Below are 20054 nucleotides of genomic sequence, written 5' to 3'. Positions count from 1 at the left end.
AACCCCATAACGCCTTGGCGATGACGGCTTGTAGGAGCCAACTTGTTGGCGAGGCGACCCATGAGGTGTATCTGAAACACCGCCTCGCGAACAAGTTCACTCCTACAATGCGTGCTGGCCCCGCCCCCCCCAGGTAGGAGCCGGGCTTGTCCCGCGACCGGCGGGGAACCCGTCGTAAACCTGCGCACACGGTGTGACAGGCAGACCGCACACACCGGGTTTACTGCCGCTGCGCGCCAGATCGCGGGGCAAGCCGCGCTCCAACAAGTGCGTTCTGGCCCTAAACCCCATGTTGAAGCCGGGCTTGCCCGCGATAGCGTCAAGCTAATCGTCAGCAAGACGGCTCCGAAAGCACGAACTGGCACAAGGTTTGTATGAAGTTTTTTAGTTTCTTCATACTTGAACCCACCCTCCAGGAGTTCGCATGCCCTTGCATCCTGTTCCACCGGCTCATGCCCCTTTGACGTTCAAACGTCGCGTCCTGGCCATTTTTGCGGGCCTGATTGCTGCCAATCTGCTGGCCTGGGCCTGGGCTTTCACGGCCTTCCACAACTATCCGCTGCTGCTGGGCACCGCTTTTCTGGCCTATAGCTTCGGCCTGCGCCACGCAGTGGATGCCGATCACATCGCCGCCATCGACAACGCCACCCGCAAGCTGATCCAGGAAGGCCGACAAACCGCGAGTGTCGGCCTGTTCTTCTCGCTCGGGCACAGCACCGTGGTGATCCTTGCCTCGCTCGGCATCGCGCTGACGGCCACTGCGTTCAAAAGCGAAATCGAAGCCTTTCACGGCATCGGTGGGCTGATTGGCACCTCGGTGTCTGCCGCGTTCCTATTGCTGGTGGCGCTGATCAACCTGCTCATCCTGCGCTCGGTGTACCAGGCGTTTGGCCGCGTACGGCGTGGCGAACGGATCGGCGAGCAAGAGATGAACGCAATACTCACCGGCGGCGGCCCGATTGCCCGGCTGTTGCGCCCGCTGTTCCGGCTGATCAGCCGTCCCTGGCACCTCTATCCGCTGGGCCTGCTGTTCGGTCTGGGTTTTGATACCGCCACGGAAATCGGCCTGCTCGGGATTGCTGCGGTGCAAGCCTCACAGAGCCTGCCGATCTGGTCGATTCTGGTGTTCCCGGCGCTCTTCACTGCCGGCATGGCGCTGGTCGACACCGCCGACAGCGTGATGATGACCGGTGCTTACCACTGGGCGCTGGTCAACCCGGCGCGCAAGCTCTATTACAACCTGACCATCACCTCCATGTCGGTGTTGGTGGCGTTGCTGGTGGGGGGCGTGGAAGTGCTCGGGCTGATCGCTGCGCGGTGGGATCTGCAAGGCGGCGCGTGGGATTTCATCACCGCGCTGACCGACAACTTCGGCATGATCGGTTATCTGATCGTCGGGATATTCATCCTGACCTGGACCGTTTCGGTGTTGTTCTATCGCTTCAAAGGCTACGACCGCCTGGACGTGACCCCCGCCTAACCCCCGCTACGCCTTCTCTTGCTTTCAGTGTCTGGCGAGGTTCCCTCGCCAGCGTCTTGCCCCGCCGGATACACAGCTTCCATACGGCATGAAAAGTGGAAACAAACATTCCATTTCAGGTTTTTTACAAGACGTCTCTGCGTGCCTGTCACAAAAACAAAATTCCTTTAAAAACAGATAGATAAATTAATTAGCAAGCAATCAATCCCAACCGCGGCGAAATGGCACAGGTCTTGTACTTACCAGATCACTGAACGACATGGGTTATCCGCATGTTTCCAGCAGCCGTTGCAATCATGACCAAGGCTGCAACCTCAACACCCCATAGAACTGATGGCCTTTGTAGCCGACGGCATGGCGTCTGACTCACCCGGTCAGGCACAGATTTTCCAACACACACCGAGTGCAGCCCCTGTTGAAGAACATTCTCGGGGAGGAGAAATAAAGTAATGGAAACGTTTTACGAGGTGATGCGCAGACAAGGCATCTCGCGCCGCAGCTTTCTCAAATTTTGTTCCCTGACCGCTACCTCGCTCGGGCTGGGCCCGGCATTCATGCCCAAAATCGCCTGGGCCATGGAGAACAAGCCGCGCACGCCAGTACTCTGGCTGCACGGCCTTGAATGCACCTGTTGCTCGGAGTCATTCATCCGCTCCGCGCATCCGCTGGCCAAGGACGTCGTGCTGTCGATGATCTCTCTCGATTACGACGACACCTTGATGGCCGCCGCTGGGCATCAGGCCGAGGCGATCCTTGACGAGGTCATGACCAAGTACAAGGGCAACTACATCCTGGCCGTCGAAGGCAACCCGCCACTGAATCAGGACGGCATGAGTTGCATCATTGGTGGCAAGCCCTTCGTCGAGCAGTTGAAGCGTGTTTCACGCGATGCCAAGGCGATCATTTCCTGGGGTTCTTGCGCCAGTTGGGGCTGTGTACAGGCAGCCAAGCCTAACCCGACCCAAGCGGTGCCGATTCACAAGGTCATCACCGACAAGCCGATCATCAAAGTGCCGGGCTGCCCGCCCATCGCCGAAGTCATGACCGGGGTCATCACCTACATGCTGACCTTCGACCGCATTCCTGAGCTGGATCGTCAGGGCCGGCCGAAAATGTTCTACAGCCAGCGCATTCACGACAAGTGCTACCGCCGTCCGAACTTCGATGCCGGTCAGTTCGTCGAGTCCTGGGACGACGACGCAGCGCGCAAGGGCTATTGCCTTTACAAAGTCGGCTGCAAAGGCCCGACCACCTACAACGCCTGCTCGACCGTGCGTTGGAACGGCGGCACCAGCTTCCCGATCCAGTCCGGCCATGGCTGCATCGGTTGCTCGGAGGAAGGTTTCTGGGACAAGGGCTCGTTCTATCAGCACCTGACCGGTATCAACCAGTTTGGCGTTGAAGCGAACGCCGATGAAATCGGCTTGGCTGCCGGCGTCACCGTAGGCGCAGCGATCACTGCCCACGCCGCCGTCACCGCCCTCAAACGCGCCAGTAACGGCAAGGCGCCCACTACGCCGCCCGACGCCCCAGCGACAAGACAGGAATAAGCACCAATGAGCACCTATTCGACTCAGGGTTTCGACCTCAACAGCACAGGCCGACGTATCGTTGTCGACCCTGTGACCCGTATCGAAGGCCACATGCGCGTCGAGGTTAACCTCGATGCCAACAATGTCATTCGCAACGCTGTTTCCACCGGCACCATGTGGCGCGGTCTGGAAGTCATCCTCAAGGGCCGCGACCCACGTGACGCCTGGGCATTCGTGGAGCGTATCTGCGGCGTCTGCACCGGTTGCCACGCGCTGGCTTCGGTACGCTCGGTAGAGGATGCACTGGGCATCCGTATTCCGCCGAACGCGCACCTGATTCGCGAGATGATGGCCAAGACTCTGCAAGTCCATGACCACGCCGTGCATTTCTACCACCTGCATGCACTGGACTGGGTGGACGTGGTGTCCGCGCTCAAGGCTGACCCCAAACGCACCTCGGAATTGCAGCAGACCGTTTCGCCTGCTCACCCATTGTCTTCGCCGGGTTATTTCCGCGACGTACAAAACCGCCTGAAGAAGTTCGTCGAAAGCGGTCAGCTGGGGCCGTTCATGAATGGCTACTGGGGCAACCCGGCTTACCAACTGCCGCCTGAAGCCAACCTGATGGCCGTGACCCATTACCTTGAAGCCCTCGACTTGCAGAAAGAGTGGGTGAAAATCCACACCATCTTCGGTGGCAAGAACCCGCACCCTAACTACCTGGTCGGCGGCGTGCCCTGCGCGATCAATATCGATGGCGACCTGGCCGCCGGTGCGCCGTTGAACATGGAACGCCTGAACTTCGTGCGTGCCCGCATCGATGAAGCGCTGACCTTCTGCCGCAACGTTTATGTGCCGGACGTGCTGGCCATCGGCACTATCTACAAGCAAAAAGGCTGGCTGCACGGCGGCGGTCTGTCGGCGACCAACGTGATGGACTACGGCACCTACTCCAAGGTCAATTACGACGAGAGCACCAACCAATTACCGGGCGGCGCGATCCTCAATGGCAACTGGGACGAAATCCTCCCCGTGGACCCTCGCGATCCCGAGCAAGTGCAAGAGTTCGTGACCCACTCCTGGTACAACTACCCGGACAACGACAAGGGCCTGCACCCGTGGGACGGCATCACCGAGCCGAACTACGAGCTGGGCGCCAAGACCAAGGGCACCCGCACCAACATCGAAGAAGTGGACGAAAGCGCCAAGTATTCGTGGGTCAAATCGCCTCGCTGGCGCGGCCATGCCATGGAAGTCGGGCCTTTGGCTCGTTACATCCTTGGCTATGCCCACGCCCTTAAAGGCAACCCGCATTGCCAACGGGTCAAGGAGCAATTGGAAGGTTCGCTGCAAGCCGTCAACCACGACTTGCCAAAAGCCCTGGGCCTGCCGGAAACCAACCTCAGTGCCAAGCAACTATTGCCGAGCACGATTGGCCGCACCCTGACCCGTGCCCTGGAAGCCGAGTACTGCGCAGAAATGATGGTCGACGACTGGAACGAGTTGATGACCAACATTCGCAACGGCGACCGCGCCACCGCCAACGTCGAAAAATGGGACCCGTCCACCTGGCCCGCTGAAGCCAAAGGGGTCGGCATCGTTGCCGCTCCACGCGGCGCACTGGGCCACTGGATTCGGATCAAGAACGGCAAAATCGAAAACTACCAGTGCGTCGTACCGAGCACCTGGAATGGCAGCCCGCGTGACGCCAAAGGCCAGATCGGTGCTTTCGAAGCCGCGCTGATGAACACGCCGGTGGCCATTCCCGATCAGCCCGTGGAAATCCTGCGCACGCTGCACTCCTTCGACCCTTGCATGGCCTGCGCCACCCACGTGATGAGCGAGGACGGCGCGGAGCTGAGCACAGTCAAGGTCAGTTGATCGATCGTTCAACGCTGCATTTGGCAGGCGCTACGGCGCCTGCCCATCCAAAGGTGAAGCTATGACCCAACCTACCCAAACCCCCATCGGCCAGCCGGAATACGTGTACGAGGCGCCCGTGCGCCTGTGGCACTGGATCAATGCCGCCTGCATCGTGGTGCTGGCCGTCACCGGCTACTTGATCGGTTCGCCGCTGGCGACCCAACCGGGCGAAGCCAGCGAGCATTTCGTGATGGGCTACATCCGCTTTGTGCATTTCAGCGCGGCCTACATTTTCACCATCGCCATGATCGGCCGCGCCTATTGGGCGCTGGTGGGCAATCATCACGCTCGCGAACTGTTCTCGGTGCCGCTGACCAGCAAGGTCTACTGGACCGACATGATCGCCTGGGTGCGCTACTACCTGTTCATCGGGCCTACCCCTGAGCCGATGTTCGGTCACAACCCGCTGTCGCGTTTCGCGATGTTTTTCATCTTCTTGTTGTCCTCACTGTTCATGATCCTGACCGGCTTCGCGCTGTATGGCGAAGGCGCGCAAATGGGCTCGTGGCAGGAACGCACCTTCGGTTGGGTACTGCCGCTGCTGGGGCAGTCCAACAATGTCCATGTCCTGCATCACTTGGGTATGTGGGTGATTGTGCTATTTGTCATGTTCCACATCTATGCCGCCGTGCGTGAAGAAATCAACGGGCGCCTGAGCATGGTCGGGGCAATGATTTCCGGCTACAAGACCTTCAAAAAATGAACACATTGGTAGAAACAGCCATGAGCCCTCTCCAACCGACACTGCCGCAGATCACCGTGCTAGGCATCGGCAACCTGCTGTGGGCCGACGAAGGCTTCGGCGTACGTTGCGTCGAAGCGTTGCAACAGCGTTATGAGTTCGCCGATAACGTGGCGCTGATCGATGGCGGCACTCAAGGCCTGTACTTGATCCAGCATGTTCAGCAAGCCGATTACCTGCTGATTTTCGACGCCGTGGATTACAACCTCGCACCTGGCGAACTGAAGTTCATCGCCGATGACGAGGTGCCCAAATTCCTCGGCATCAAAAAACTCAGCCTGCACCAGACCGGCTTTCAAGAGGTGCTGATGCTCGCGCAGCTGACCGGCGATTACCCGACACGGGTGTTGCTGATCGGTTGCCAGCCGGAAAACATGATGGACTACGGCGGCAGCCTGCGCCCAAGCGTCAGGGCCGCCATGGAAGGGGCGCTGGATGAGGCGCTGCGAGTGCTCGACAGTTGGGGCGCGGCGCCGCAAAAACGCGCTTCGCCGCTCGCGGGTGAAGAGGCCGTGACACTGCCGCACCTTGAGCTGCAACGCTACGAAAACGAACGCCCGTCCGAACAGCAAGCCTGCCGGATCGGCGACGAACGCATCCTCGCCAGGCGCGTCTGATATGTGCATCGGATTGCCCATGCAAGTGATCGACGCCGAGTTGGGCTTTGCCCGCTGCCGCGACCGCAACGGCGAAGAACGGCGCATCGACACCTCACTGGTCGGCCCCTGTGCGGTCGGCGACTGGCTGTTGATCTTTCTCGACGCCGCACGCGAACGCCTCGACGCCCAACGCGCAGGCGAAATCGACTCAACCCTGCGTCTGCTCGAAGATGCCTTGTTCGGCACTGCCCCGCAGCCAGACAGCGCGCCAGGTTTCAGCTTGCCCTCGGCAATGAACGCCGAGCAACTGGCTGCCTTGCTGGGCCACGCATCGCCAACCCTTGAGCCTGCCGCGCTCACCCCACCTCAACAGTCACTCAAGGACCCCACATGAGCGAATCTGCTGTTTTCATGGCGCCCATTCCCGTGACGCCCGCCATCCCCGCCTTGATCAGCCGGCTGGTGGAGCAATTCGACGCGACCTGGATCGACGCCGACAACCTCGACGCCTGGCTTGCCGAAGGTGGCGACTGCCTGTTGCTGCTGTGCGGTGACCCCGTACGCCATCCTGAATGCCTGGACGTGGCAGTGGTTTTGCCGGAACTGCGCGAGGAAATCGCTCGCCGCCACCAATTGACCCTGCGCCTGGGCGTGGTAAATCGCGCCGATGAAGAAGCCATCGCCGCCCGCTTTGCCGTGCGCCGCTGGCCGTCGCTGGTTTGGTTGCGCGATGCAGGTTACGTCACCACCTTGAGCGGCATGCTCGACTGGGACGAATACCTGCGCCTGGCCCAAAGCGCCGTGAGCCAAAGCAATGCGCGCATTCCATTGCTCGCCAGCGCACCTGTCAGCGCACCCGGAGGTTGCCAATGAACCACGATGCCAATAACCGTGATGCGCAAAGCCACGCCGTGGAGTTCGATCCACTGAGCTACATCCCCGTGGTGGATATCGGCCCAGGCTCGCAACCCGACGATGAGGACGTGCTCGAATACATCAGCATGCCTCAGGGCATGTACACCCATAGCATTCCGGTGCTGCCCGAACCTGAAGAACTTGACGCCCTGCCCGGCGCTCGGCAAGCGTTGCAAAAGTTGCTGCAATGCCTGCGCGACTGCAATAACGGCCTGACCACGCAAAGCGTCGACCTCAGTGGCCTGGAAGTGGGCGACCGCAAGCTGCTCGACCAACTGCTGGGCGAAGGTGAAGTCAGCGCGATCATCTCGGCGCAGCCCTCATTGCGTATCCAGGAATCGATCTTCGCTGGCGTATGGCGCATCTACGGCCAGGGCTACGATCACGTCGAAGTGGGCGCCGCGCCCGCACAACTGCGCAGCAATGCTCGCGCTGCGGCCCGGCCTGCGGATTTCGACTTGTCGTCACCCTTGCCGCTCGGCGTCATGAACGCCCCGGCGATCCTGACCGAGGTACAAGACCGCACCCAACACTGGCAACCCGGCGATCAGGTTCATGTCATCAACCTGACCTTACTGCCGTTGTCCGAACAAGACATCGCCTTCCTCGACACCTATTTGCCCGCCGGCCCCGTGCGCGCATTGGCCCGTGGCTATGGCAATTGCCTGATCAGCGCCACACGGATACAGAACTGCTGGCGCATCACTTACTTCAACTCACAGGATGCGCAAATCCTCGACACCATCGAAATCACCGACCTGCCGGAAGTGATCTGCGCCGCCCCCGAAGACCTGGCCGACTCACTGGAACGCTTCGAAGACGTTATCCAGTGGTTCGAAGGGCAGTGAAGCGCAGATGAACGAAAAAACCAGCTTCGAAGGCAGCTACGGCGGCGACAATGCCCGGATCAGCGATGCCACCCGCCTGGAATGCAAAATCTGCTGGTGGGTGTATGACCCCAGCGAAGGTGACCCGGTCTGGCAGATTGAGCCAGGCACGCCGTTCTCCGCACTACCAGACCATTGGCGTTGCCCGAACTGCGATGGCGATGCTGAGCAGTTCATGGTGATCGATGAACCTGTCTGAGTGGCAAGACTGCCCGGAGCAACAGGCACAAACCCTGTGCGCGCACTTCCAGGGCATCGCCGATACACGTATGCGCGGGTTGCCGTTTCTCAATCAACAACTGGCGGTCGAGGCGGTTGGTTTTAGCGCGCAAATCGCCGGGGAAAACGCGGCAACCGGAGCGCTCGGTATCCTGATTACCCCTTGGTTCATGAACCTGATCTGGCTGCCGGAGAACACTGACACAATCCTGGCCCAGGGTGCGTCAGGTGAACATCAATTTGGCGGCCAGCGCCTGACCTTTATTGGCGCAGACGGCGAAGACATCGGTGGTTACGAGAGCTGTTCGCTGTTTTCACCGATGTTTGAATTCGCCGATCAGGACGCTGCCCGGCAAACCGCCGAACAAGTGCTGGCGCTGTTGCGGGGTGCGCCCGAACCATCACCAGAACGCCCGGCCATCAGCCGCCGCAGCTTGCTGTTCGGACGGGCGTCCGGGAACGTGCAATGACCTCCACGGCAACCTTGGCGCGGCTCGGCGGATCACTGGTGGTGCGTCCCGGCCAGCAGCCCGCCATTGTCGGCAGCCGTCCGGCGCTGGCCGCCACCTTGTTACGCGGCCAGCCGCCACAGGCTGCCGCGCAACGCTTGCCCTTGCTCTATAGCCTGTGCGGGCAAGCGCACCGCTTGACCGCAGAGTTGGCAGTCAACACCGCACTGCACGGCGAAACGCCCATAGACCCAAGCAGCCAGCGGATGCTGGAGGCCGAAACCCGTCGCGAACATGTGCGCCGTATCCTGCTCGAATGGCCGCGGCTGCTGGGTAACCAGCCGGTGCGCCCTGACCCCAGCCAACTGCATGCCTGGGAACACAGCCCGCAACAGGCGATGCACGCCTGGCTGGGCGAATCGGCAGCGCAATGGCTTGAGCAATGGGACACCGAGCCTTTTAGCGCGCTCAATGACTGGAGCCAACGCAGCGATCATTGGCTGGCACAAGCCCTGGCCGATTGCCGCGATGATGCCCACGCCCTGCAACTGCCGGTGCATGCCCTGCCACTGGCCGGCAACACCCAAGCGCTGCACGCGGTGGCCGAACAACTGCGACATGCCAGCGATTTCGCGTTGCATCCGGTGGCCTTCGGGCTACCCTGTGAGACGGGCAGTTGGACCCGCGAGCGCGAGGCTGATCCACAACGCTACGCCAGCGTCTGGTTGCGCCTGGGTGCGCGCCTCGCCGAACTGGCGCGGCTCTCGCTGCCACAGCCAAGTGGCTTGGCACTGGGCGCATTGGCGCTGGGGCCCGACGAGGCGTTGGCCTGGAGCGAAACCTCGCGCGGCCTGCTGCTGCACCGGGTCTGTCTGGAGCGAATGAATACCCGTGTGTTGATCAGCGACTATCAGGTCATCGCGCCGACCGAATGGAACCTTCATCCCCAAGGCGCGCTGGCCCAGGGGTTGGCGAATATGTCAGCCAGCGATCCGGGCACCCGACGTCGCGCCGAACTGTTGATGGCGGCCTTCGACCCGTGCATCGGTTTCACTCTCAAGCTTGATGAAGTACCGAGCGAGGAGATTATTCATGCATGAAGTGAGTCTGGCGGGCGGCATTCTCAGCGCTGTCGAGGCGGCGGCTAGGCGCGATCCGTTCGTACGGGTCAGCCTCCTGCGCCTTGAAGCTGGCAAGCTGGCTGGCGTTGAAATCGAGGCGCTGCGTTTCGCCCTTGAAGCACTGGCGCCAGGCACCTTGCTGGCCGGTGCGCAAATCGATATTGAACAACCCCCGGGCCAGGCCTGGTGCCTGGATTGCGCCATTAGCGTGCCGCTGATAGAGCGCGGCGCTGGCTGCCCGCAGTGCGGCGGCTTCTGGCTGCAACCTACCGGCGGTACTGAACTGCGCATCCTCGACCTGCAGGTCGAGGATCATTAATCGTTTAATTTTGGAGGTACACCATGTGCGTCGTCTGCGGTTGCGGAACCGGGCATTCACACGAAAAGACCCAAGCGCCAGCCACCGATAGCGATGTGCGGGTCGACGCCACCGGCGACCTGCATTATGGCGCGGGTCAGGCGCGGGTTTCAGTACCCGGCATGAGCCAGGCCCGCACCATCCGCCTGGAACAAGACATACTCGGCGAAAACGACCGGCACGCCGCACGCAACCGGGAGAACTTCACCGCCCACGGCGTACTGGCACTCAATTTGGTGTCCAGCCCCGGTTCCGGCAAGACTACCCTGCTGTGTACCACCCTCGCGGCCCTGCGCCAGCGCCGCGCCGACTTGCCACTGGCGGTGATCGAGGGCGATCAGCAAACCCGTCACGACGCCGAGCGCATCCGCGAAACCGGCGTACCCGCGATCCAGATCAACACCGGCAAAGGCTGCCACCTCGATGCCCGGATGATCACCGAAGCCTACAGTCGCCTGCCGCTGCATGAAGCGCTGCATGCGGCCGGTCACGCGCATCAGCCTCATGTGCATAGCCACGTTGATCAGCAGCCTCACGCCCACGTTCATACTCAACAGCATCAACACAGCCACCCCGCCCATGACGCAAGCGAGCCGGCCGGCATTCTGTTCATCGAGAACGTCGGAAATCTGGTCTGCCCCGCGCTATGGGATTTGGGCGAAGCGGGCAAAGTGGCGATCCTTTCGGTGACCGAGGGTGAAGACAAACCCCTCAAGTACCCGGACATGTTCGCCGCCGCGCGCCTGATGATCCTCAACAAGATCGACTTGTTGCCGCACCTGGATTTCGACGTGCAGCGCTGCCTGGACTATGCGCGACAGGTCAACCCGCAGATCCAGATCATCCAGCTCAGCGCCCGCGACGGCACCGGCCTGGATGCCTGGCTCGACTGGTTGCTGGCCGGTGCCCCCGACGTTGACCAACGCGTCGCTCGCATCGCCGAACTGGAAGCTGAACTGGCCCGCCTCAAAGGTCAGACGGAGGCCCCGCATGCGTAGCGAAAAACTGCCCGGCGCGCAGGTCTGGCCGCCGGTGCTGGCCTGTGGCGCGTGGCTGAAGAACACCGCCTGCCTGTTGCAAGGCGATCAGGTGTTGTGGTCGCCCCTGCACGGTGACTTGGGCGACCCGCAAAGCTGCCTGGACCTGGAGGCGTCGTTGGACGCTCTGTTGGCGTGCGCTGAAGTCATGCCGCAGGCCATCGCCCACGACTTGCACCCGGATTTCTATAGCTCGCAACTGGCCGTAACGCTGGCCGAAAAACTCAACGTGCCCGCCGTGGCCGTACAGCATCACCACGCGCACATTGCCGCGCTGATGGCCGAACATGGCCTCGATGGGCCGGTACTCGGTCTGGCGCTGGACGGCGTAGGCCTTGGCAGCGATGGCGCAGCTTGGGGCGGCGAGTTGCTCTGGGTGGCCAGCGATGCCTGGCGTCGACTTGGCTATCTATTGCCACTGCCGCTGCCCGGTGGCGATGTTGCCGCCCGCGAACCCTGGCGCTTGGCCGCTGCGGCGCTGCACCTGCTGGGTCGCGACGATGAAATCCTCACCCGCCTCGGGCCGCTGGTCGGCCAGCAGAGCGCCAACACTGTCGCGCACATGCTCGCCCGCAATCTCAACTGCCCGCTGAGCAGCGGCGCCGGACGCTGGTTCGATGCCGCTGCCGGGATTCTCGGCATCAGCGTACGTCAACAATTCGAGGCCGAAGCGGCCATTGCCCTGGAGCGTCTAGCCGCTGAATACCTGACAGCCCATGCCGAGCCCGCCATCGACGGCCTGTGGCATATCCGTCCTGACGGCGTGCTCGATCTGCAACCGCTGCTGACCCGCCTGTTCGAACTCGCCGACGGCGGACGCAGTGCTGAAGGCGCGGCCCTGTTTCACCTGACGCTGGCCGCCGCCCTCGCCGACTGGATCGAGCGCCAATCCACCACGCTGCCGGTGCTGCTCGGTGGCGGTTGCTTCGCCAATCGCCTGGTCAGTGCCCGGCTCACACAACTATTGACCGCCAAGGGCTTACAGGTTTTCAGCGCGCAGGCCGTGTCTTGCGGCGATGCCGGGCTGGCCCTTGGTCAAGCCTGGGTTGCCGCTCACTGGCGCGACCCGCAGCGCCCACCCGCCCTGCCATTGGAGGAATCTCAAGCATGTGCCTAGCCATTCCCGCGCGCGTGATCGAATTACGCGACGGCGATACCGCACTCGTCGACTTGGGTGGTATCCGCAAGGAAATCTCCCTGGCGCTAGTGCCGGAAGCGAAGGTCGACGACTACGTGATCGTCCACGTCGGTTACGCCCTTGGCCTGATCGACCCGCAAGAAGCCCTGCGGACCCTGGAAATGTTCGAAGAAATGGACCGCCTGCAACCGGAAGCCTTATGAAGTACATCGATGAATACCGCGACGGCGAACTGGCACAACGCATTGCCGAGCGCATCCGCGACGAAGTCCAGCCTGAACGCCAATACCGTTTCATGGAGTTCTGTGGCGGCCACACCCATGCGATATCGCGTTACGGCGTGAGCGATTTACTGCCCGCCAATGTGCGCATGATCCACGGCCCCGGCTGCCCGGTGTGCGTCTTGCCGATTGGCCGTATCGACCTGGCGGTGAAGCTGGCGCTGGAGGACGGAGCAATCCTGTGCAGCTATGGCGATACCCTGCGCGTACCGGCGTCCGGTGGCCTGTCGCTGCTGCGCGCCAAGGCACAAGGCGCGGATATCCGCATGATCTACTCGCCCAGCGATGCGCTGAAAATCGCCGAGGCCAACCCCGAGCGTGAAGTGGTGTTCCTGGCCATTGGCTTCGAAACCACCACCCCGCCGACCGCATTGGTGATCCGCGACGCCGCCGCTCGCGGCCTGAAAAACTTCAGCGTGCTGTGCTGTCATGTACTGACCCCGGCGGCCATCGCGCATATCCTCGCCGCCCCCGAGCAAGATGCGGCGGCGGTAGAACTGGATGGCTTCGTCGGCCCGGCGCATGTGAGCATCATCATTGGCTCTGACCCCTACGCCGAGTTCGCCCGCCAATACCGCAAGCCGGTGGTGATTGCCGGTTTCGAACCGCTGGATGTCATGCAGGCCATCTTGATGCTGGTGCGCCAGGTCAACGAGGGGCGCGCCGAGGTCGAAAACGAATTCGTCCGCGCCGTGGGCCGCAATGGCAACAGCGCCGCCCTGACATTGATGGACGAGATCTTCGAACTGCGTGAAAGCTTCGAATGGCGCGGGCTTGGCGAGGTGCCGTTTAGCGCCCTGCGCATTCGCCCGGAATTCGCCGCCTTCGATGCGGAAAAACGCTTCGACCTGCATTACCGCGCCGTGGCCGATAACAAAGCCTGCGAATGCGGGCCGATCCTGCGCGGTCAGAAAAAGCCCACGGATTGTCGCCTGTTCGGCACCGTATGCACCCCGGAAAACCCAATGGGTTCGTGCATGGTGTCCAACGAAGGCGCCTGCGCCGCTCACTATGCCTACGGGCGCTATAAAGACATCGAGGTTGCTGCAGTATGACCGGCCGTTCTCCCGTAAAACGCGGTTATGTACGCCCCCTCAATTTTCGCGACGGCGTGGTTGATATGGGCCACGGTGCTGGCGGTCGTGCTTCGGCGCAACTGATTGAAGAGCTGTTCGTTGCTGCGTTCGATAACCCCTGGTTGCGCCAAGGCAACGATGGCGCCGCCTTCAGCCCGGAACTCAAACCCGGCGAACGCATGGTCATGGCCACCGACGCACACGTGGTGTCGCCGCTGTTTTTCCCCGGTGGCGACATTGGCAGTTTGTCCGTGCATGGCACCCTCAACGACGTCGCCATGGGCGGCGCACGGCCGCTTTATCTCTCTGCCAGCTTCATCATCGAAGAAGGTTTTGCCCTGGCCGACCTCAAGCGCATCGTCGAATCGATGGGCCGCGCCTCCCGCGAAGCCGGGGTGCCGATCATCACCGGCGATACCAAAGTCGTGGAACGCGGCAGCGGTGACGGCGTGTTCATCAGCACCACCGGCATCGGCATTATCCCCAACGGGGTAGACACGGGCGGGCATCGCGCACGCCCCGGCGATGCGATATTGGTGTCCGGCAGCATCGGCGAGCATGGCGTGGCGATCATGTCCAAACGCGAAGGGCTGGAGTTCGAAACCGAGATCCTCTCCGACAGCGCGGCACTGCACGGATTGGTCGCGCAGATGCTCGCGGTCGCCCCCGGCCTGCGCGTACTGCGCGACCCGACCCGTGGCGGCCTGGCGACCACGCTGAACGAAATCGCCGGTCAATCCGGCGTCGGCATGCTCTTGGACGAAGCGGCAATCCTCGTGCAGCCGCAGGTAGAAGCCGCCTGCGAACTGCTCGGCCTGGACCCGCTGTACATCGCCAACGAGGGCAAGCTGATCGCGATCTGCGCAGAAGAAGACGCCCAACCGTTGCTCGACTGCATGCGCCTTAATCCCTTGGGAGAACACGCCGTGCGCATCGGCACCGTCATGCAAGACGCTCACGGTTTCGTGCAGATGCAGACCCGTTTCGGCGGGCGCAGAGTGGTGGACTGGCTGTCGGGCGAACAACTGCCCAGAATCTGCTGAACACGTGAAACAGCCCTCGGAACGGTGTGTTGTGGCAACGTTTCGAGCGGCGTAGACTCTGCACCATCAAGCTGTACATCGCCATACTCATAATATTTTGCTCAATTCATGCACTGCCCAGGCACAAGCCTTGGGCGGCTTTTTTGTGTGCGGGCGTTTAGAGGGACTGGTCGTGTCATCTGCCGTCGATATTTACTTGAGGTTCGCACGTCGTTAAATGAACAGCACCCTGGATGCTCGCACCGGAAGTTGGCTCAGCGTTATTGCGCTGGCCCTCGCGGCTTTTATTTTTAACACCACCGAGTTCGTGCCAGTCGGTCTGTTAAGCGCCATCGGCCACAGCTTTAATATGTCGACCGCTCAAGTCGGCCTGATGCTGACGGTGTATGCCTGGGTAGTATCGCTGGCCTCACTGCCGATGATGCTGATGACGCGCAACATCGAACGCCGCAAGTTACTCACGTTTGTGTTCGGGCTGTTCATTGCCAGCCATATTCTTTCCTGCATGGCGTCAAGCTTCAGCATGTTGTTGGTGAGCCGTATCGGCATCGCATTCGCCCATGCGGTGTTCTGGTCGATTACTGCGTCGCTTGCGGTGCGTGTAGCGCCGCCAGGCAAACACGTGCAGGCGCTGGGCTTGTTGTCCACAGGTACGGCGTTGGCGATGGTGCTCGGGATTCCACTGGGGCGGATTCTGGGCGAGGCGCTGGGCTGGCGCATGACGTTCCTGGCAATTGCCGGGGCGGCGGGTATCACCGTTTTGTGCCTGATCAAATCGCTGCCGCTGCTGCCCAGCCAGAACTCAGGATCGTTGCGCAGCCTGCCGATCCTGTTCAAACGCCCAGCATTGATGTCGCTGTATGTGTTGACTGCGTTGGTGATCACCGCGCAGTTCACGGCCTACAGCTACATCGAGCCGTTCACACAGGTTGTCGCGCACATGAGCAGCGAGATGACCACCGTCCTGCTGTTGCTGTTCGGCGCCGCAGGCATCCTCGGCTCCTTCGTGTTCAGCCACTACAACAATCGCTTCCCCAGAGGCCTGCTGATCACCGCCATCGGCGCACTGGCGTTGAGCCTGCTGTTGCTGTTGCCGCTGTCGGGCAACGTCTCATCGCTCGCCACGTTGAGCGTGGTCTGGGGCATTGCGATCATGTGTTTCGGGCTGGTCATGCAAGCCAAGGTGTTGGCGTTGGCGCCAGACGCAACGGATGTGGCGATGTCCCTGCACTCGGGCATCTACAACATCGGTATCGGCGGCGGCGCGCTGCTGGGCAGTCTGGTGATCAGTCAACTGGGCATCGCCAACATCGGCCTCGTTGGCGGTCTGCTGGCCCTGAGCGGGTTGCTGCTGTGCTGCCTGGCGACCTACCGGTTCAGCGAGCCCATGCGCGCCTGATCATCCAACATCCGGCCCTGAAAAAGGCGCTGACAGCAAATGCTGCAGCGCCTTTTTTGCGTCTGCGGACCACGCGGGAATAACACGCTGCGTCGATCATCATTCCTGTTGATACTCACCATTGGCTCTTATGCCTTCCGCTCAATATCCAGGCGCGTACCATCGCCCCCACACCCAAACACGAACTGAGGGCTAGAACATGTTGATTCATCTGCTGACTTGCCTGGCTCTGACAGCGTTTACCACTTACGTCGTAGCCCTCAATTTTTTCGATCTGGTCGGTGCTTCAGTAACCGCCAGCGAACATGAAAATCGTGCAATGGCACCGGCCCACTAACGGCCAAGTAGCTGTCACTTATCAGCACCTTTTAAAAAAACTTTCACTGTACTGCGGAGCATCAGACATGACCCGAGAAGTTACCTTGCACGTCAGCTTTCCCAGGTTTGGCAATAACTACTACTCACAACATGTCATCGCTCGCAAAACACAGTCGTTGGTCAGCGACAACCGTTTCGACTCGTTCCTGATGCCAGCGGCGACCAACCATTTCAGTAATGAGGTGATTGGCTTGACGGATCAGTTCCGCTTTCTAAACGACATCCTGGCCTCGCACTTGTCGGACGTTGAAAGCAGCAGGCCGGCACATAAAACGCGTAGAGCGCTGCAGAACCACCTCATCTGAGGTTGGCGCGCGGTTCACTGCGCGTCACTGCAAAAATATTGCACTGTTAACTCAATATTTCGAATTATCCCCACCCAAAAATCCCCGGCACAATCACCTCGCGCTTAACACGGCTAGGCGGCTGTTGTATCCGCCGCCCGACCTTTTGTGTTGCCCTTTTGCACGTTGTATTCCCCCCATTGTGCTGGAGCCCTGCTGATGGGCTCTTTTTTTGCTGAAGAAGTCCGGTGACTTGAAAACGCTTCTGAAAAGTTTCATTCCCCAATCGCTCAATACACACCCCAAGGAATGGTCACGAGCAGCTATTGGTGCGTGCCTGGGCACCTGCATCAGCGCAATGCTCTGTCAGCAACTGTTCGGCACCGATGTCGCACTGCATTTGCTCGGTCCGGTCGGCGCCTCGGCAGTGCTGTTGTTTGCGGTATCGACCGGTGCGCTGGCCCAGCCTTGGTCGATCATCGGTAGCTATTTGATCTCTGCGCTTATGGCACTGGTCTGCATAAACCTGTTCGGCAACACCATCACGGCCGCCAGTGTCGCGGTGTGTTCGTCGATCCTGTTCATGTGCATTTGTCGTTGTCTGCATCCCCCCGGCGCGGCTATCGCGATCTGTATCGTGACGTCCAAACACGAACTCTCGGCAATGGGGCTGTCGGTACTGAATCCGGTCATGCTCAACGGGATTTCCCTACTACTGACCGCGCTGATTTATAACAACCTGACGCAGGTCCGTTATCCCAAGCTGCACCCGAAACCGATCATCGACAATCACCACACCGTCGACATCCCGCCGTCAGAACGTGTGGGTTTCACTGCGCAAGATATGGAGCGGGCACTCGACGATATGGGTGAATTCATCGACGTGTCGCGCGAGGATCTGGAAGACATCATCCGCAAGACAGAAAAGCATGCGCTGCGTCGCAGCATGGGTGACATCAAGGCTGCTCACATCATGTCCCGCGACGTGCACTGCCTGGCGCCAAATAGCCCGGTTTCACAGGCGATGGACAGCCTTCTCTCACATCACATCAAATGCCTGCCGGTGCTGGATGAATACAAGAAAGTCGTCGGTATCGTCAGCCTGGTGGATCTGATTGCGCATCCGCTCTACAGGCGCAAGAACGGCCTGCTCGACAACCTCGGGCTGCGCAAAAACGTGCGCGTACATGAAGTCATGACCTGTCCCGTCAGCTGTGTGGAAAGCGATGTGCATGTGGTGGAGTTGATTGCGCAGATGTCCGAACGGGGCCTGCACAGCCTGCCGGTACTGGAAAACGGCACGCTGGTGGGGATCCTCACCCAAACCGACCTGATCCAGGCGTTACACCGCGACCTGATTGTCCACCTGCACTGATCAGATCACTGGCGCCCAGCGCTGCGACCAGTCGCCTTTCTCCTTGCCGATTTCACGCAACAAACCGATGGCTCGCAGCAGCGCGGTCGAAGGGTTGTCTCGGGAATAAACCAGGTAGGTCGGAAGGCTGAACTCCGGTGCCATTGGCACGCGCTCGAACACACCACGGTCCAGGTAGGACTGAACGACTCGGCTGCGGAAATAACCTGAGCCTCCGTTGTCGAGAATGTACTGCAACGCGAACGGCCCCAGATTGAATGCCAGCGCAGGTTTGGCGTTTTCCGGCAGCGCCTTGTCGTGCTGTTGGCGAAACCCCGGCCCCCAATCGATGTAAACATACGGATCAGGGTTGTCCACTACACGGATCATCACCAGTTTCTCTTCCAGTATTTGCTCGACCTGCAAACCGGGCAGGTACACCGGCTGAAACACCAACGCCGCATCCAGCGTACCCTGCTCGATGTCCTTCATCAGCGCAGGCCCTTCTTTGACTTCGCAGTTCAAGGCGAAATCGGGAATCTGCGCCCTGATCTCGCTGACCCAACGCAGCAATAATGGATTGCACAGGCTCATCTCGGCACCGACATGCAGGATGTTCAAATAGCCTTTTGGCAACGGCAAGTCCCGTCGCGCGGCTTCCCATGTCTGCACCAGTTGATTGGCAAAGACTACAAATGCCTCCCCGTCAGGCGTCAGCTTCGCGCCAGTACGGTTGCGGATGAACAACGTGCAATTGAGATGGCTCTCAAGCTTTTGCACCCGAGCTGTGATCGCCGTCTGGGTGACGTGCAACGTTTCGGCGGCCGCCGCCAAGCTGCCGAAACGGACGATTTCCAGGAAAGTACGCGCAAGGTCTATGTCCATCGAAAGGGCTCTGAATTTTGCGCCATGGTAACGCACGGGCGCGGCATCAAGGCAATGCAGCTCAGGAGGCGGCAGTTAGTCAGCGTCACTCGAACGCAAAGATTTGCGTAGCGAAAATTCAGATTCCGCTGTCTGATGGTGACATCGGCAAATAACGCCGCCCTGTCACCCAAGCCACCCGGAAAACAACAATGAAACACGCCCTGCTCGCTGGCCTCATCTTGACCGCAGCCGTCCTGCCACCGTCTGCATTCGCCAATGACGACGACAACCAGTGCCAGATAAACCTGAGCAAAGTAAGAGACGCCAAAGTCGCCAACCCGAATCTCAGCGATGCGATAAAAAGCGACGTTGACACCACCGTCCATCGCGCCGAATCCGCCCGCGCCCGTCACAACGACGACGGCGCCCGCGAATGCGTGGCCCTTACGCAGCAGGCGTTACAGAAAATTCAGAGCAACTGAGAGCAACATAGCCGAGGTCTCAAACAGGCAGAAGCCGTCGCGGATAATTGTGACTGAGGGCGCAGTTCAATCTGTAGGAGCCAACGTGTTGGCGAGGCAGCCAACTCTGTGTATCTGAAACAGCGCCTCGCGAACAAGTTCGCTCCTACAGTCGATCAACCGGCACATGGAAGACATACGCCATCGGCAGCGGTGAAGTATTTGATATGGCCAAGCTTTTCAGCGAAAAGCACTGCTGACAGCCTGACCGGGAGCAGCGTATCTACATAAAATCATTTTTATTCAGATAGTTATGTGTTTTATGAGCCAATAGCCCCTTCGCGAGCAAGCTCACAAAAAATGATTGTTAGTCGAAAACGACTGACAGGGCTGGCGCTTGCGCTGATTGGGTGGTTTTTTTCAATACCGCGTTTCCCGTGCTGATTACCCTGATCGGACATTCAGTGAGCGGAGAAATGATGTGATAAGCCTGTTGATTTCCACGACCCTG

General features: G+C 60.3%; 22 protein-coding genes. 21 read left to right on the top strand and 1 reads right to left on the bottom strand.

Annotated features, from left to right (window positions below):
* The first annotated feature begins 424 nt into the window (after positions 1 to 424).
* The 20 genes from VGC62_RS13410 (at position 425) to VGC62_RS13315 (ending at position 18236) form a co-directional block, all read left to right on the top strand.
* Positions 425 to 1480 (top strand): HoxN/HupN/NixA family nickel/cobalt transporter, encoded by a 1056-nt coding sequence (locus VGC62_RS13410; protein WP_331187570.1) that lies wholly within the window; start codon positions 425 to 427, stop codon positions 1478 to 1480.
* A gap of 449 nt (positions 1481 to 1929) precedes the next feature.
* A complete protein-coding gene (locus tag VGC62_RS13405) occupies positions 1930 to 3030 on the top strand; it encodes a hydrogenase small subunit (protein WP_331187569.1) in 1101 nt (366 codons plus the stop codon).
* 6 nt (positions 3031 to 3036) lie between these two features.
* On the top strand, positions 3037 to 4893 hold the full coding sequence (locus VGC62_RS13400) for a nickel-dependent hydrogenase large subunit (protein ID WP_331187568.1): 1857 nt from the start codon (positions 3037 to 3039) through the stop codon (positions 4891 to 4893).
* Positions 4894 to 4954: 61 nt separating this feature from the next.
* The gene (cybH, locus tag VGC62_RS13395) at positions 4955 to 5638 is read left to right on the top strand and encodes a Ni/Fe-hydrogenase, b-type cytochrome subunit (protein ID WP_331187567.1); all 684 of its coding nucleotides are present in this window, start codon (positions 4955 to 4957) and stop codon (positions 5636 to 5638) included.
* 20 nt (positions 5639 to 5658) lie between these two features.
* On the top strand, positions 5659 to 6294 hold the full coding sequence (locus VGC62_RS13390; protein WP_414705794.1) for a HyaD/HybD family hydrogenase maturation endopeptidase: 636 nt from the start codon (positions 5659 to 5661) through the stop codon (positions 6292 to 6294).
* A 1-nt stretch (position 6295) separates the two neighbouring features.
* Positions 6296 to 6670, top strand: a complete 375-nt coding sequence (locus VGC62_RS13385; RefSeq protein WP_331187565.1) for a HypC/HybG/HupF family hydrogenase formation chaperone — start codon at positions 6296 to 6298, stop codon at positions 6668 to 6670.
* Positions 6667 to 7149, top strand: a complete 483-nt coding sequence (locus VGC62_RS13380; protein WP_331187564.1) for a hydrogenase — start codon at positions 6667 to 6669, stop codon at positions 7147 to 7149. Before VGC62_RS13385 ends, VGC62_RS13380 begins: the two co-directional genes overlap by 4 nt.
* Positions 7146 to 8039 (top strand): hydrogenase expression/formation protein, encoded by an 894-nt coding sequence (locus tag VGC62_RS13375; protein WP_331187563.1) that lies wholly within the window; start codon positions 7146 to 7148, stop codon positions 8037 to 8039. The genes VGC62_RS13380 and VGC62_RS13375 overlap by 4 nt, the downstream gene beginning before the upstream one ends.
* 7 nt (positions 8040 to 8046) lie before the next feature.
* Positions 8047 to 8277: a rubredoxin gene (locus VGC62_RS13370; RefSeq protein WP_331187562.1), complete on the top strand. Its 231-nt coding sequence runs from the start codon at positions 8047 to 8049 to the stop codon at positions 8275 to 8277.
* Complete coding sequence (gene hybE, locus VGC62_RS13365) at positions 8264 to 8767, top strand: [NiFe]-hydrogenase assembly chaperone HybE (protein WP_331187561.1); 504 nt, start codon at positions 8264 to 8266, stop codon at positions 8765 to 8767. Before VGC62_RS13370 ends, hybE begins: the two co-directional genes overlap by 14 nt.
* Positions 8764 to 9846: a HoxV gene (locus VGC62_RS13360; RefSeq protein ID WP_331187560.1), complete on the top strand. Its 1083-nt coding sequence runs from the start codon at positions 8764 to 8766 to the stop codon at positions 9844 to 9846. The genes hybE and VGC62_RS13360 overlap by 4 nt, the downstream gene beginning before the upstream one ends.
* Entirely contained in the window at positions 9839 to 10186 is a 348-nt protein-coding gene (locus VGC62_RS13355; RefSeq protein ID WP_331187559.1) for a hydrogenase maturation nickel metallochaperone HypA, read from the top strand. The genes VGC62_RS13360 and VGC62_RS13355 overlap by 8 nt, the downstream gene beginning before the upstream one ends.
* A gap of 23 nt (positions 10187 to 10209) precedes the next feature.
* Positions 10210 to 11223, top strand: a complete 1014-nt coding sequence (hypB, locus tag VGC62_RS13350) for a hydrogenase nickel incorporation protein HypB (protein ID WP_414705793.1) — start codon at positions 10210 to 10212, stop codon at positions 11221 to 11223.
* The gene (locus tag VGC62_RS13345; RefSeq protein ID WP_331187558.1) at positions 11216 to 12379 is read left to right on the top strand and encodes a carbamoyltransferase HypF; all 1164 of its coding nucleotides are present in this window, start codon (positions 11216 to 11218) and stop codon (positions 12377 to 12379) included. The genes hypB and VGC62_RS13345 overlap by 8 nt, the downstream gene beginning before the upstream one ends.
* A complete protein-coding gene (locus VGC62_RS13340; protein ID WP_331187557.1) occupies positions 12370 to 12603 on the top strand; it encodes a HypC/HybG/HupF family hydrogenase formation chaperone in 234 nt (77 codons plus the stop codon). The genes VGC62_RS13345 and VGC62_RS13340 overlap by 10 nt, the downstream gene beginning before the upstream one ends.
* Positions 12600 to 13736, top strand: coding sequence for a hydrogenase formation protein HypD (gene hypD / locus VGC62_RS13335; RefSeq protein WP_331187556.1), 1137 nt, complete (start codon positions 12600 to 12602; stop codon positions 13734 to 13736). Before VGC62_RS13340 ends, hypD begins: the two co-directional genes overlap by 4 nt.
* Positions 13733 to 14800 (top strand): hydrogenase expression/formation protein HypE, encoded by a 1068-nt coding sequence (gene hypE, locus VGC62_RS13330; RefSeq protein ID WP_331187555.1) that lies wholly within the window; start codon positions 13733 to 13735, stop codon positions 14798 to 14800. The genes hypD and hypE overlap by 4 nt, the downstream gene beginning before the upstream one ends.
* 217 nt (positions 14801 to 15017) lie before the next feature.
* Positions 15018 to 16199 carry a sugar transporter gene (locus tag VGC62_RS13325; RefSeq protein WP_331187554.1) on the top strand — a complete coding sequence of 394 codons (1182 nt, stop codon included), beginning with the start codon at positions 15018 to 15020 and terminating at the stop codon, positions 16197 to 16199.
* Positions 16200 to 16603: 404 nt separating this feature from the next.
* On the top strand, positions 16604 to 16882 hold the full coding sequence (locus tag VGC62_RS13320; protein ID WP_331187553.1) for a hypothetical protein: 279 nt from the start codon (positions 16604 to 16606) through the stop codon (positions 16880 to 16882).
* A 232-nt stretch (positions 16883 to 17114) separates the two neighbouring features.
* Positions 17115 to 18236, top strand: coding sequence for an HPP family protein (locus VGC62_RS13315; RefSeq protein WP_331187552.1), 1122 nt, complete (start codon positions 17115 to 17117; stop codon positions 18234 to 18236).
* Here VGC62_RS13315 and VGC62_RS13310 read toward each other — a convergent pair whose 3' ends face one another.
* Complete coding sequence (locus tag VGC62_RS13310; RefSeq protein WP_331187551.1) at positions 18237 to 19100, bottom strand: LysR family transcriptional regulator; 864 nt, start codon at positions 19098 to 19100, stop codon at positions 18237 to 18239. It lies immediately after the preceding gene.
* Between the two features lie 191 nt (positions 19101 to 19291).
* Between VGC62_RS13310 and VGC62_RS13305 the strand changes: the two genes are divergently transcribed.
* Entirely contained in the window at positions 19292 to 19564 is a 273-nt protein-coding gene (locus VGC62_RS13305) for a hypothetical protein (RefSeq protein WP_331187550.1), read from the top strand.
* Positions 19565 to 20054: the final 490 nt, after the last annotated feature.

Source organism: Pseudomonas sp. (assembly GCF_036404235.1).
Lineage (GTDB): Bacteria > Pseudomonadota > Gammaproteobacteria > Pseudomonadales > Pseudomonadaceae > Aquipseudomonas.
The sequence above is the reverse complement of the archived record's forward strand: the minus strand, read 5'-3'. Positions and strand labels throughout refer to the sequence as shown.

Excerpts from the sequence above, each read along its gene's own strand:
- hybE (WP_331187561.1), top strand. The coding sequence starts at position 8,264 with ATGAACCTGTCTGAGTGGCAAGACTGCCCGGAGCAACAGGCACAAACC.
- VGC62_RS13400 (WP_331187568.1), top strand. The coding sequence starts at position 3,037 with ATGAGCACCTATTCGACTCAGGGTTTCGACCTCAACAGCACAGGCCGA.
- hypD (WP_331187556.1), top strand. The coding sequence starts at position 12,600 with ATGAAGTACATCGATGAATACCGCGACGGCGAACTGGCACAACGCATT.
- VGC62_RS13380 (WP_331187564.1), top strand. The coding sequence starts at position 6,667 with ATGAGCGAATCTGCTGTTTTCATGGCGCCCATTCCCGTGACGCCCGCC.
- VGC62_RS13340 (WP_331187557.1), top strand. The coding sequence starts at position 12,370 with ATGTGCCTAGCCATTCCCGCGCGCGTGATCGAATTACGCGACGGCGAT.
- hypB (WP_414705793.1), top strand. The coding sequence starts at position 10,210 with ATGTGCGTCGTCTGCGGTTGCGGAACCGGGCATTCACACGAAAAGACC.
- VGC62_RS13410 (WP_331187570.1), top strand. The coding sequence starts at position 425 with ATGCCCTTGCATCCTGTTCCACCGGCTCATGCCCCTTTGACGTTCAAA.
- hypE (WP_331187555.1), top strand. The coding sequence starts at position 13,733 with ATGACCGGCCGTTCTCCCGTAAAACGCGGTTATGTACGCCCCCTCAAT.
- VGC62_RS13370 (WP_331187562.1), top strand. The coding sequence starts at position 8,047 with ATGAACGAAAAAACCAGCTTCGAAGGCAGCTACGGCGGCGACAATGCC.
- VGC62_RS13320 (WP_331187553.1), top strand. The coding sequence starts at position 16,604 with ATGACCCGAGAAGTTACCTTGCACGTCAGCTTTCCCAGGTTTGGCAAT.
- VGC62_RS13405 (WP_331187569.1), top strand. The coding sequence starts at position 1,930 with ATGGAAACGTTTTACGAGGTGATGCGCAGACAAGGCATCTCGCGCCGC.
- VGC62_RS13345 (WP_331187558.1), top strand. The coding sequence starts at position 11,216 with ATGCGTAGCGAAAAACTGCCCGGCGCGCAGGTCTGGCCGCCGGTGCTG.
- VGC62_RS13360 (WP_331187560.1), top strand. The coding sequence starts at position 8,764 with ATGACCTCCACGGCAACCTTGGCGCGGCTCGGCGGATCACTGGTGGTG.
- cybH (WP_331187567.1), top strand. The coding sequence starts at position 4,955 with ATGACCCAACCTACCCAAACCCCCATCGGCCAGCCGGAATACGTGTAC.
- VGC62_RS13385 (WP_331187565.1), top strand. The coding sequence starts at position 6,296 with ATGTGCATCGGATTGCCCATGCAAGTGATCGACGCCGAGTTGGGCTTT.
- VGC62_RS13375 (WP_331187563.1), top strand. The coding sequence starts at position 7,146 with ATGAACCACGATGCCAATAACCGTGATGCGCAAAGCCACGCCGTGGAG.
- VGC62_RS13310 (WP_331187551.1), bottom strand. The coding sequence starts at position 19,100 with ATGGACATAGACCTTGCGCGTACTTTCCTGGAAATCGTCCGTTTCGGC.
- VGC62_RS13355 (WP_331187559.1), top strand. The coding sequence starts at position 9,839 with ATGCATGAAGTGAGTCTGGCGGGCGGCATTCTCAGCGCTGTCGAGGCG.
- VGC62_RS13325 (WP_331187554.1), top strand. The coding sequence starts at position 15,018 with ATGAACAGCACCCTGGATGCTCGCACCGGAAGTTGGCTCAGCGTTATT.
- VGC62_RS13390 (WP_414705794.1), top strand. The coding sequence starts at position 5,659 with ATGAGCCCTCTCCAACCGACACTGCCGCAGATCACCGTGCTAGGCATC.
- VGC62_RS13305 (WP_331187550.1), top strand. The coding sequence starts at position 19,292 with ATGAAACACGCCCTGCTCGCTGGCCTCATCTTGACCGCAGCCGTCCTG.